Annotated in this window: 7 protein-coding genes and 2 pseudogenes; 6 read left to right on the top strand and 3 right to left on the bottom strand. The window is 42.7% G+C overall.

The window, feature by feature from the left end; genetic code table 11:
• Positions 1-103: 103 nt before the first annotated feature.
• The gene (locus ACQY1X_RS07675) at positions 104-7,321 is read right to left on the bottom strand and encodes a M10 family metallopeptidase C-terminal domain-containing protein (RefSeq protein ID WP_430015532.1); all 7,218 of its coding nucleotides are present in this window, start codon (positions 7,319-7,321) and stop codon (positions 104-106) included.
• Positions 7,322-7,778: 457 nt separating this feature from the next.
• On the opposite strand from ACQY1X_RS07675, the gene ACQY1X_RS07680 reads away from it, so the two are divergent.
• The 5 genes and pseudogenes from ACQY1X_RS07680 (at position 7,779) to ACQY1X_RS07700 (ending at position 9,745) form a co-directional block, all read left to right on the top strand.
• Positions 7,779-7,949, top strand: a complete 171-nt coding sequence (locus ACQY1X_RS07680) for a hypothetical protein (protein ID WP_256094050.1) — start codon at positions 7,779-7,781, stop codon at positions 7,947-7,949.
• 165 nt (positions 7,950-8,114) lie between these two features.
• Positions 8,115-8,576 (top strand): annotated as a pseudogene (locus ACQY1X_RS07685) (class I SAM-dependent methyltransferase); the annotation flags it as partial.
• Positions 8,577-8,620: 44 nt separating this feature from the next.
• Positions 8,621-8,911, top strand: coding sequence for a hypothetical protein (locus ACQY1X_RS07690; RefSeq protein ID WP_141705448.1), 291 nt, complete (start codon positions 8,621-8,623; stop codon positions 8,909-8,911).
• A gap of 7 nt (positions 8,912-8,918) precedes the next feature.
• Positions 8,919-9,332 carry a hypothetical protein gene (locus ACQY1X_RS07695; RefSeq protein ID WP_430015533.1) on the top strand — a complete coding sequence of 138 codons (414 nt, stop codon included), beginning with the start codon at positions 8,919-8,921 and terminating at the stop codon, positions 9,330-9,332.
• A complete protein-coding gene (locus ACQY1X_RS07700; protein ID WP_430015534.1) occupies positions 9,281-9,745 on the top strand; it encodes a hypothetical protein in 465 nt (154 codons plus the stop codon). Before ACQY1X_RS07695 ends, ACQY1X_RS07700 begins: the two co-directional genes overlap by 52 nt.
• A 6-nt stretch (positions 9,746-9,751) precedes the next feature.
• Here ACQY1X_RS07700 and ACQY1X_RS07705 read toward each other — a convergent pair.
• A pseudogene (locus tag ACQY1X_RS07705) lies at positions 9,752-10,093 on the bottom strand (hypothetical protein); the annotation flags it as partial.
• Positions 10,094-10,547: 454 nt separating this feature from the next.
• Between ACQY1X_RS07705 and ACQY1X_RS07710 the strand changes: the two are divergent.
• Positions 10,548-11,471: an AAA family ATPase gene (locus ACQY1X_RS07710; protein WP_430015535.1), complete on the top strand. Its 924-nt coding sequence runs from the start codon at positions 10,548-10,550 to the stop codon at positions 11,469-11,471.
• A 150-nt stretch (positions 11,472-11,621) separates the two neighbouring features.
• On the opposite strand, the gene ACQY1X_RS07715 is transcribed toward ACQY1X_RS07710, so the two are convergent.
• Complete coding sequence (locus ACQY1X_RS07715) at positions 11,622-13,358, bottom strand: IS1634 family transposase (RefSeq protein WP_430015730.1); 1,737 nt, start codon at positions 13,356-13,358, stop codon at positions 11,622-11,624.
• Positions 13,359-13,372 lie beyond the last annotated feature (14 nt).

The following is a 13,372-nucleotide window of genomic DNA, read 5'->3' on the forward strand; positions in this document are numbered from 1 at the left end:
GCCGTGTGAGGTGAAAGTCTCACGCACGGTTCTGAATGGGAGGGGAGGTCGGTGACGACCTTCTCGACCCCTAATAGAGCTTATTGCCTTAAACCAGAGGATGTCACAGCACTATATTGGTAACAGGTAAACTATACACTCCAGCGATCGCCAATTGAAAGTCGCTGACTGCATCGCCGTTGGTATCCCCGCAAAGGAGACCGCCGTAAAAGCGCAGTTGTCCCGCTTGACTTGAAAAATCCGAGGCACCAATAAACGTGAAACTCTGATTACCAGCGTTGAGGGAGTTGGCATCAATGCCAGAGATATCAATAGTATCAAGACCAGTATTGAAATCGAGGATATTGTCTTGGTTTGCACCTTGACCGATTTCATCAACGGTGTTGAAGATAAAACGGTCCGGACCTTCGCCTCCCGTTAGTTGATCTGACCCTAATCCTCCGATAAGAATGTCCTCACCACTACCGCCGTTAAGTTTGTCCTGACCACCGCCACCAATAATGACATTATTGGCAGCATTACCGGTGATATCATCATTCCCCCAATAGCCGTTTATTTCGATATTGTTACCGACAAAAGCCGTATTAGAGAAGTCGAGAGTATTATCACTCCCATCACCGACGATGGTGACTTTTCCTGTTACTCCTGTCCCGTCGATGGTTTCAATGCCACTATTGACCCCAAAACTCTTGAGACCAATATCAACATTACCCGTACCTTTGGCGACAATGGTATCTGTACCAGTGGTTCCTGTATCCGTAATGGTGTCATAACCTTCAAAGGTATTCCACTCATTACTTTGATAACCAGTATAGAGGTAATTATCGGAACCGTTACCGCCGTTAAGTTTGTCCTGACCACCGCCACCAATAATGACATTATTGGCAGCATTACCGGTGATATCATCATTCCCCCAATAGCCATTGATTTGGATATTGTTACCGACAAAAGCCGTATTAGAGAAGTCGAGAGTATTATCACTCCCATCACCGACGATGGTGACTTTTCCTGTTACTCCTGTCCCGTCGATGGTTTCAATGCCACTATTGACCCCAAAACTCTTGAGACCAATATCAACATTACCCGTACCTTTGGCGACAATGGTATCTGTACCAGTGGTTCCTGTATCCGTAATGGTGTCATAACCTTCAAAGGTATTCCACTCATTACTTTGATAACCAGTATAGAGGTAATTATCGGAACCGTTACCGCCGTTAAGTTTGTCCTGACCACCGCCACCAATAATGACATTATTGGCAGCATTACCGGTGATATCATCATTCCCCCAATAGCCATTGATTTGGATATTGTTACCGACAAAAGCCGTATTAGAGAAGTCGAGAGTATTATCACTCCCATCACCGACGATGGTGACTTTTCCTGTTACTCCTGTCCCGTCGATGGTTTCAATGCCACTATTGACCCCAAAACTCTTGAGACCAATATCAACATTACCCGTACCTTTGGCGACAATGGTATCTGTACCAGTGGTTCCTGTATCCGTAATGGTGTCATAACCTTCAAAGGTATTCCACTCATTACTTTGATAACCAGTATAGAGGTAATTATCGGAACCGTTACCGCCGTTAAGTTTGTCCTGACCACCGCCACCAATAATGACATTATTGGCAGCATTACCGGTGATATCATCATTCCCCCAATAGCCATTGATTTGGATATTGTTACCGACAAAAGCCGTATTAGAGAAGTCGAGAGTATTATCACTCCCATCACCGACGATGGTGACTTTTCCTGTTACTCCTGTCCCGTCGATGGTTTCAATGCCACTATTGACCCCAAAACTCTTGAGACCAATATCAACATTACCCGTACCTTTGGCGACAATGGTATCTGTACCAGTGGTTCCTGTATCCGTAATGGTGTCATAACCTTCAAAGGTATTCCACTCATTACTTTGATAACCAGTATAGAGGTAATTATCGGAACCGTTACCGCCGTTAAGTTTGTCCTGACCACCGCCACCAATAATGACATTATTGGCAGCATTACCGGTGATATCATCATTCCCCCAATAGCCATTGATTTGGATATTGTTACCGACAAAAGCCGTATTAGAGAAGTCGAGAGTATTATCACTCCCATCACCGACGATGGTGACTTTTCCTGTTACTCCTGTCCCGTCGATGGTTTCAATGCCACTATTGACCCCAAAACTCTTGAGACCAATATCAACATTACCCGTACCTTTGGCGACAATGGTATCTGTACCAGTGGTTCCTGTATCCGTAATGGTGTCATAACCTTCAAAGGTATTCCACTCATTACTTTGATAACCAGTATAGAGGTAATTATCGGAACCGTTACCGCCGTTAAGTTTGTCCTGACCACCGCCACCAATAATGACATTATTGGCAGCATTACCGGTGATATCATCATTCCCCCAATAGCCATTGATTTGGATATTGTTACCGACAAAAGCCGTATTAGAGAAGTCGAGAGTATTATCACTCCCATCACCGACGATGGTGACTTTTCCTGTTACTCCTGTCCCGTCGATGGTTTCAATGCCACTATTGACCCCAAAACTCTTGAGACCGATATCAACATTACCCGTACCTTTGGCGACAATGGTATCTGTACCAGTGGTTCCTGTATCCGTAATGGTGTCATAACCTTCAAAGGTATTCCACTCATTACTTTGATAACCAGTATAGAGGTAATTATCGGAACCGTTACCACCGTTAAGTTTGTCATCACCACCGCCACCAATAATGACATCATTACCAGTGGTTCCGGTGATATTATCATTCCCCCAATAGCCATTGATTTGGATATTGTTACCGACAAAAGCCGTATTAGAGAAGTCGAGAGTATTATCACTCCAATCACCGACGATGGTGACTTTTCCTGTTACTCCTGTCCCGTCGATGGTTTCAATGCCACTATTGGGGCTAAAACTCTTGAGCCCGATATCAACATTACCCGTACCTTTGGCGACAATGGTATCTGTACCAGTGGTTCCTGTATCCGTAATGGTGTCATAGCCTTCAAAGGTACTCCACTCATTACTTTGATACCCTGTATAGAGGTAATTATCGGAACCGTTACCACCGTTAAGTTTGTCCTCACCACCGCCACCAATAATGACATTATTGGCAGCATTACCGGTGATATTATCATTCCCCCAATAGCCATTGATTTGGATATTGTTACCGACAAAAGCCGTATTAGAGAAGTCGAGAGTATTATCACTCCCATCACCGACGATGGTGACTTTTCCTGTTACTCCTGTCCCGTCGATGGTTTCAATGCCACTATTGACCCCAAAACTCTTGAGACCGATATCAACATTACCCGTACCTTTGGCGACAATGGTATCTGTACCAGTGGTTCCTGTATCCGTAATGGTGTCATAACCTTCAAAGGTACTCCACTCATTACTTTGATAACCAGTATAAACATATTGGTCGGAACCGTTACCGCCGTTAAGTTTGTCCTGACTACCGCCACCAATAATGACGTTATTGGCAGCATTACCGGTGATATCATCATTCCCCCAATAGCCGTTTATTTCGATATTGTTACCGACAAAAGCCGTATTAGAGAAGTCGAGAGTATTATCACTCCCATCACCGACGATGGTGACTTTTCCTGTTACTCCTGTCCCGTCGATGGTTTCAATGCCACTATTGACCCCAAAACTCTTGAGACCAATATCAACATTACCCGTACCTTTGGCGACAATGGTATCTGTACCAGTGGTTCCTGTATCCGTAATGGTGTCATAACCTTCAAAGGTATTCCACTCATTACTTTGATAACCAGTATAGAGGTAATTATCGGAACCGTTACCGCCGTTAAGTTTGTCCTCACCACCGCCACCAATAATGACATCATTACCAGTGGTTCCGGTGATATTATCATTCCCCCAATAGCCATTGATTTGGATATTGTTACCGACAAAAGCCGTATTAGAGAAGTCGAGAGTATTATCACTCCAATCACCGACGATGGTGACTTTTCCTGTTACTCCTGTCCCGTCGATGGTTTCAATGCCACTATTGGGGCTAAAACTCTTGAGCCCGATATCAACATTACCCGTACCTTTGGCGACAATGGTATCTGTACCAGTGGTTCCTGTATCCGTAATGGTGTCATAGCCTTCAAAGGTACTCCACTCATTACTTTGATACCCTGTATAGAGGTAATTATCGGAACCGTTACCACCGTTAAGTTTGTCCTCACCACCGCCACCAATAATGACATTATTGGCAGCATTACCGGTGATATTATCATTCCCCCAATAGCCATTGATTTGGATATTGTTACCGACAAAAGCCGTATTAGAGAAGTCGAGAGTATTATCACTCCAATCACCGACGATGGTGACTTTTCCTGTTACTCCTGTCCCGTCGATGGTTTCAATGCCACTATTGGGGCTAAAACTCTTGAGCCCGATATCAACATTACCCGTACCTTTGGCGACAATGGTATCTGTACCAGTGGTTCCTGTATCCGTAATGGTGTCATAACCTTCAAAGGTACTCCACTCATTACTTTGATACCCTGTATAGAGGTAATTATCGGAACCGTTACCACCGTTAAGTTTGTCCTCACCACCGCCACCAATAATGACATTATTGGCAGCATTACCGGTGATATTATCATTCCCCCAATAGCCATTGATTTGGATATTGTTACCGACAAAAGCCGTATTAGAGAAGTCGAGAGTATTATCACTCCAATCACCGACGATGGTGACTTTTCCTGTTACTCCTGTCCCGTCGATGGTTTCAATGCCACTATTGGGGCTAAAACTCTTGAGCCCGATATCAACATTACCCGTACCTTTGGCGACAATGGTATCTGTACCAGTGGTTCCTGTATCCGTAATGGTGTCATAACCTTCAAAGGTACTCCACTCATTACTTTGATAACCGGTATAAACGTATTGGTCGGAACCGTTACCACCGTTAAGTTTGTCATCACCACCGCCACCAATAATGACATCATTACCAGTGGTTCCGGTGATATTATCATTCCCCCAATAGCCATTGATTTGGATATTGTTACCGACAAAAGCCGTATTAGAGAAGTCGAGAGTATTATCACTCCAATCACCGACGATGGTGACTTTTCCTGTTACTCCTGTCCCGTCGATGGTTTCAATGCCACTATTGGGGCTAAAACTCTTGAGCCCGATATCAACATTACCCGTACCTTTGGCGACAATGGTATCTGTACCAGTGGTTCCTGTATCCGTAATGGTGTCATAACCTTCAAAGGTACTCCACTCATTACTTTGATAACCGGTATAAACGTATTGGTCGGAACCGTTACCGCCGTTAAGTTTGTCCTCACCACCGCCACCAATAATGACATCATTACCAGTGGTTCCGGTGATATTATCATTCCCCCAATAGCCATTGATTTGGATATTGTTACCGACAAAAGCCGTATTAGAGAAGTCGAAGGTATTATCACTCCAATCACCGACGATGGTGACTTTTCCTGTTACTCCTGTACCATCAATGGTTTCAATGCCACTATTGGCGCTAAAGGAAAGAATCCCCAGGTCCACGTCTCCTGTACCCAAGGCCACAATTTTATCCACCCCAGAGGTGCCGGTATCGGTGTAGATGTCGTAGCCTTGGAAACTCGACCAGCCTCCTGCTAGATTACCGGAGACATAATAAGTGTCTGAGTCTTCACCTCCATCTAATTGGTCATTGTCTGCACCACCATAGAGGAAGTCATTACCAACCCCACCCGATAAAGTGTCAGACCCCCAATCTCCATCGATTAGGTCATCGCCGCCGCCACCATTGAGAATATCGTTTCCCCCGTAACCCATCAGGTTTTCGGCAAGATTCGTACCTGTAATCGTGTCGCTAGAGTTATCACCGTAAATAATGGTTTTCTGAAGATAGAAATAGTTGAGCCAACTGGAAACATCGTTAAGGCGAGCATTGGCATCACCATCTTCGTTGAGGAGACGATTGTCTTGGATGGTAAAGCCAATGTGATAGAGTCCATCGGCTACGGTATTGACTAAATTTTTACCGAAGTATTGGGTTGTCGCTCCGTCATTTTGCACCAGATGGAAGCCAGTTTCCTCATTTCCCTCATCGTCACCGTGGAGGAGGATAAATTCGTCATAGTGATTAGTGCGAACCCATTGATTGAGGGTGCGAATATCATCGCTGGTAATCCAGCCATCAGCAGCGATACCTGTAGCAGTAATGCCATCGACTAATAGATGGTTAAGTCCGTCGGCGGCGGCGGCTCCGGCGTTAATATCTCCCGCATTTGTCCACTTGGCTAAGCCAGTATCAATTTTGATGGTATCGACAATTTTATCTAATCCTGTGCCAGTGGTGGACTGATCAACGTAAAAATATGTTACCCAATCCGCTACGTCTTTGACTGTGGCATTAGCTGCACCATCTTCGTTGAGAAATCGCCCATTTTGGATTTGAAAGCCAATATGATAGATTCCGTCAGCAACGGTATTAACTAGGTTTTTCGCAAAATATGTGGTCTGAGCGCCGTCATTTTGAACTAAATGGAAGCCAGTTTCTGTTGTGCCGTCATCATCCCCATGCAGAACAACAAAAGCGTTATAACGGGTGGCATCAGAGCGAATCCAATTGTTAATTTGTGCAATATCGCTTTCGGAAATTGAACCATCGGCGGCGAGATTGTAGGTGGTAATCGCTGTTTTTAATAAATCATTCAGTCCATTGGCAGCATCAGCACCGCCAGCAATTTCTTGCCAAGGTATATTTTGCGCTAAACCCTGATCTGCAATAATTAATTCCGTAATCCGATCAAATCCGGTATTAGTTGTTGCCCGATCCGTATAAAATTGGGTTAGCCAATCCGCCACCTGAGCAACCGTGGCATTTGCGTTCCCATCTTCATTGAGAAAAGTACCATTTTGAATGAGGAAACCAATGTGATAAATGCCATCAAAAACCGTATCAACTAAATTTTGGTTGCGATACTGTTGAGTCGCTCCGTCATTTTGGACTGAATGAAACCCTGTTTCTGTTGTACCGTCGTCATCACCGTGGAGAGCAGTAAATTCTGCTAAACGGTTAGCACGAATCCAGGCATTAATCGCGATTACGTCACTGACAGTAAAAATGCCGTTAATAGCAACTCCAGTCGCTTGTTTGGCTTCTAAGATTAACTGATTTAATCCATTAGCTGCCGTCATTCCACCCGTAATATTTGTGCCGAGATTAGCACCAGCAAGTCCTGGATCTCTGCCAATTCTTTCAACCGTTTGATCTAGTCCCGTTCCGGTTGTTCCGGTTGGGTAATTCTGCACCATCGAATAAGATTTGCTTGCCATAATTTTTAACTATAAAAAATAAGGTAGTTAGTGAAATAGCAACAATTTTTAGACAAGTAACGACAAAACCGCACTAAGACAGGTTTATCCTAAATCCAGTTAGCAAAACCCAGTTATCATCAGAGACCACTGAAGTGGTCACCAGGAACAAGAAGGCTTGTCCACTGCACTGGATCAGGGGGATTTGGTGTTAACCTGACAATTGCGGATCGATATCCTCACCTATACCAGAAGTCGATCCCAACGGTTGGACAGTCTCAGATAGTCAATAAGTTCTAACCGATTGTCTTGCCTCTGCTCAGACCATCGAACGAGGCTTTCCGATCTTGATAGTCCTGAGTCGGCGTTTGATAATCTAACCTTTGATGGAATCTTAGATTATCGTAGCACTTTATACAGATATTTGATCCCCGCTGCTTTTTCTCTCTTAGCGTTGCTTAAGTAAAAATACCTGATCTTGCGCGTAACTCAATTTAAACCTAGGCGATCGCTGCAAGCCTCCGATCAGATGGCTGACAACCGACTCGGTGCTATCTACTTTCACCAACTGGAGGTTGGGACGGTGGGTCAGGTGGGGAACAATTTGGGAAGTCGTCAGGACAATTTCCAGACTATCAAAGACAACTAATATAAAATAACTTTACATTTTTTTTATCACTTTTGGAAAATGCTATGCTCGTAGATGGGAAAAAAGAGCTAAAAATCTGCATTGATGCCAAGTTGATAATTTAAGCGCATCTTATGATAGTCTAAATATTTTCTTAAAGATGGTAGTAGGAAAGAGCGATCAAGAATGATTAAGGATAAAAATCAGCAAACCTATAAAGACCCTAGTATTGTCGGTTATTATGCCCAATTAACCGCGCTACAGCCAGCAGAAAAGACAATTTTAACCCTGCTGCAAGAGCATTTATCAACCATGAAAATGCTTGATTTAGGGGTAGGTGCGGGACGGACTACGAAGTATTTTGCCCCTCTTGTGGGAGAATATATCGGGGTTGATTATTCTGCGGAAATGATCGCCGCTTGTCGTTAAAAATTCCCCCATTTAGTCTGGCAAGTGGCCGATGCTAGAAATCTAGAACAATTTGCCGATAATTATTTTGATTTTATTCTCTTTAGTTTTAATGACATTGATTATATTTCCCATGCTGACCGTTTTCTAGTTTTAGACGAAATTAGCCGCATCGGTAAAGCTGGTGGTTATTTTTGCTTTTCTAGTCATAATCTTCAGGGAATTATCCCAGAATTCGATATATGACCTAAATAACGAAAATGATAAGTGAACTATACCAGAAAGTGTTAGAAAATGAACTGGGACGAGCCAGATATCTACTGTTGTTAATGATAGTTGGAACCTGGCAAATACTAAAGCAAGCCAAGTTAGAGATATTAGCAGAAGCACTGCCAATACCAATCCTGTTTGAGAGTCGGAGAAAAAAACTAAAAAGATTTTTAAAGCTGGAAATTCTGAATATTGAAAAAAATCTGGTTTCTCTGCTTAAAAGAGATCTTAAAACAGCAGGAGAGATTCACAATAAAAGGATTAGTATATATTGCCATAGACCGAACGAGTTGGGGAGCAATTAATATCTTGATGGTGAGTCTAATTTATGACAAGAGAGCCATCCCAATCTATTGGGAGATATTGGATAAAAAAGGAAGTAGTAATCTCGAAGAACAGCAGCGAGTATTGGGGAAAATATTGACGGTGCTATCAGGTCATAAAATCGTGGTGCTAGGAGATAGAGAATTTTGCTCGGTCAGTCTTGGAAAGTGGCTTCAGAAGCAGAGTTTATACTTTTGCTTAAGACAAAAACAAAGTACAAATGTCAAGACAAAAGAAGGAATTTATCAAGAAATGAGAGAGTTAGGTTTAAGTCCAGGAACTCAACTATTTTTGAATGATGTCAATATTACAAAAGAACAGGGATTTGTCCAGTTTAACTTAGCTGGTAAGTGGAAAAAAACTATGGGGGTTTTCAAACAAAAGAACCCTGGTATATTCTGACAAATTTTGGAGATTTAGAGACGGCAATAATTGCCTATCAAAAAAGATTTGATATTGAGGAGATGTTCCGAGATTTTAAGTCGGGAGGCTATAGCTTAGAAGGTTCTCAATTAGCACCGCAATACTTATCAAAGCTGATAATTGTTATAGCTATCGCCTATACAAGTGCCACACTACAAGGTAAAAAAATTAAGGATATGGGAATCCAAAAATATGTCACAAGACCTGAAAAAAGATATAAAGGTCAACGCAGACACAGCAGTTTTTATGTGGGTCAACATCTCTATCATTGGCTCCAGCTACATCAAATGTTCCCAAAAAATATAGAAGAGCTAATGCAAATTAGCCGCTATCGGTTGAAGGATTACATCAAAGGACAAAGAGCGATATCGCTTGCCCTATCTACCTTCTAGCTCGCTTGTCCCCATCTCAGGAGGATTCCACTTTTGATCGAGGGCTAAATTTCTGATCACCTCCACATTGGTGGTATATTGATCCGTGGTCAGAAAACGACCTTTTTTGTAATTTTCGTCACTATAATAACGGAAAAAAGTCTGGGGTTTTTCTAGGGTAACTGCCTGACATTAACTATTGCGAAAAGTGACGGCAATATCTGGAGGGAGGGGACAGGAAGGTGCCTGATCTTGAGCCAGTATTTTCCGAGAATTGAAAGTCAAATTTTCGGGCAAACTATTGGTTAATGTACTGGCTGCGATGCCTAAAACAAGACTAAAAACGAGCGAACTGGCTTTTATCTTCATCGATTAGGAGAAATTCTTCTCGATTTTATCAGACTGAACCGACTTAAAATCTTGATTTCGCCCACTGGCAACAATTCTTAACTAGGGTTTGCGGCAAAAAGTTTTTCGTGGGGTGTGGGGTGTGGGGTGTGGGGTTTTACCGATTTTGAGGGGGTCAATTACCTAATTTTCAGGGAAAAAGTCCCGGGATTTTCCCCCGATCACTCCCATATCCGGTACTTTTTGATTGACAAAAGGTCTAAAAGTGTTACCCAACAAGGTTTTCAGATTTATTCAGCCAACCTTAACTAATTTTCTCCCTGCTTGCCACCCTAACCCTGATTAGCTCCCTAGGAGAAAATTTCCCGCCATTGTCTGTCAACTTTCCTCCCTAGTATGGGCAAATTGGGAAAAGAATCGTTAAGATCAAAAAAACTTAACATTAATCTTCTTGACAAAATACCCCATTTGTGCTATGAGAGACGCTATTGATATTTTGATGGAAAATTTGAGCCAGAGCATCGTCGGCAAAACCGAATCGATTCGCATGGTGCTGGTGGCTTTGCTCAGTGGTGGCCACGCTCTCCTCGAAGATGTCCCCGGAGTCGGCAAAACCCTGTTAGCTAAATCCTTAGCGCGTTCAATTAACGGTCGTTTCCAACGGGTACAATGCACCCCTGACCTCCTTCCTAGTGATATCACGGGAACGACGATTTGGAACCCCAACAGTCGCGAATTTGAATTTATCCCCGGCCCCGCTTTTGCTAACGTCCTGTTGGCCGATGAAATCAACCGGGCCACCCCGCGCACTCAATCGGCACTTCTAGAAGTCATGGAAGAAAAACAAGTTACCATCGATGGAGAAGCGCGGCCGGTCCCCCAACCCTTCTTTGTGATCGCCACCCAAAATCCGATCGAATATCAAGGCACTTTTCCGCTTCCAGAAGCACAAATAGACCGTTTTGCCGTTTGCCTGAGTTTGGGTTATCCCAGCGCCACAGAAGAATTAAAAATGTTACAAAGACAGCATTCTCAAGAGACGGTTAAATCCCTAGAAGCTTGTATTTCCCTAGAACAGGTGGGAGAATTGCGAAGATTAGTCAGTCTGGTCAAGGTAGCTCCCACTTTACAGCAATATATCGTCGATTTAGTCCGCGCTACCCGTGATCACGAAGATATTAGTTTAGGAGTCAGTCCCCGGGGTTGTGTGGTTTTGCAAAAAGCAGTTCAAGCTTACGCTTTCCTCGAAGGTCGCGATTATGCCATTCCCGATGATGTTAAGTTTATTACTCCCTACGTCTTCTGCCATCGTCTGATTCCTAGTCACGGTCGTCAAGCTAAAGCGATCGTGGAAAGACTTCTACAATCGGTGGCGATCGAGGATCGCATCTGTGCTTAAATTTCAGTTATCGATGAATGGTAAGTTACAGGGTATTTCTAAATTCTGCCAAATTGGTAGAGCCGATCTATCAATATTACTGGACTTCCCCGTTGACAAAAGGCCATAACCTATGCTGTAGGAGGAATTAAGAGAATTTCCGCCGCCACGTTACTGGGTACAAATCAGGGAAACTCCCAATAAATCTAACGCTTTTTGTTGCAGTTGGGTCGGTCGAGTTATCTTAGAAAAACGATAACTTCCCTCCCTAATCGTACATTCCACTGTATTCAAGCAAATTGTCCCCAGGTCTTCCAACAAAGTCCGAAAGCTATGCACAGGGAGGTTCTCTTGATTCCGTTTTTTTCTCTCTTTAGACTGAGCGGATTCACTGCGACTCGCTTTAATCACATTCAGAGAACCATCATCAATTTCTTCATCCTCAAATAACAAAGGAGCCAAGCACTGTTTTAAATGCCATTCCACATAATAAGCCAACATACATAAAAAGATATGAGCTTTGACTCTATCACCCTTATAATGATAGATAGGACGTACCTTTAAATCAATTGACTTATAACAGCGAAATGCCTCCTCCACTTGAGACAAACTTTTATAAGCTTTAACCGTCGTCGCTGCATCCATCAAAGTTGACTCCAGAGAAGTTCTTAACACATACACACCATCCAAAGCCGTTTCTTGAGCGATTAATTCCCGCTGACGCTGATAAGAAAAGCCTTCCTCTGTTATCTCTAGGTTATAGTATTTATTGACCTTAAACTGATTAAGAACCTTGCCCACTCTCAAAGCTATCTTATCTTGACCCTTTAAAGCTCTTTTCTCCCTTTGAGTCGCCTGAACAATCAAATCTAGTTCCTTCTCTACCGCTTCTAATAATGCCTCTCTTTGTAGTTGATTTTTCTGGGCGATTAAGGGATTCCGACAAGCAATTAATCTTTCATCGGGATAATCTTCACTCTCAAATTCCACCAAGTTTACCTGATCAAATAATCCTAATTGAATCACTTCTACCTCAGCCAGTTTCGGAATTTGAGGCTTAGTTAAACCAGTAATATAGTCTAATCCTTCTATGGGTTTTACTAATTCCTTGATTTTCGAGTTAGTTAAAATTCCTCTATCGCTTACCCAGACCACATTCTCAATCACCCAACCCTTTCTGACTTTCTCAATTTGTCCGCTTAAAGTAGCACCGTCTGAAGTGTTTCCTTCAAATACTTCTACCGCTATCGGACAACCCTTGGCTGAACAGAGCAGACCAAAAACTATCTGAGTTTTCCCTTTCTTTTTATCTCGGTTATAACCATATTTTCCCAGTTCACAACCATTTCCTTCTAGGTAGGTAGAAGTGACATCATACAAGACTAATGTTCCTGATTCTAAGTGTTTAATTGCTAGGTGCTTCTCAATTTTCTCTTGTTTTTCTAATAACCAATCTAAGGCGTTATATAATTCGTCTTCATCGGCTTTCTCTAAGTCTAACAATTGTCCTAAACTCTGACTACAAGTCTCGCTATTAAACCCTCTCGCTGTGGCTAGTTTCGATTTAGGATTGATGATTCTTGCCACAATCATCGCCACCACTAAGTTTCTGATTCGTGAGGATTTTTCACTGATTATTTTATCTAAACCTAATTTTTTAATCGTCTCTAAAATAGCCATTACATGACCATGAGGAAGACTTCTAATCACTTCAAAATGATTGGGAATGCCTTCAGTCATGGACAGTGTTGCGCCTTTAAGAGCCAGTTTCAAATTGTCGATAATATCATCGGGTAATTTTGAGAGATTGGCCAGGGTTCTTTTTTTGACTTGATCTCCTTCTCGGTAGGACTCCCGAAGAAGAACGGCGGGGGGGGAATTACGGTTAGGAACTTTTTCTATATACATGGCTATCATTCTAG

This window comes from Microcystis protocystis FBCC-A270, assembly GCF_050500235.1.
Lineage (GTDB): Bacteria > Cyanobacteriota > Cyanobacteriia > Cyanobacteriales > Microcystaceae > Microcystis > Microcystis ichthyoblabe_A.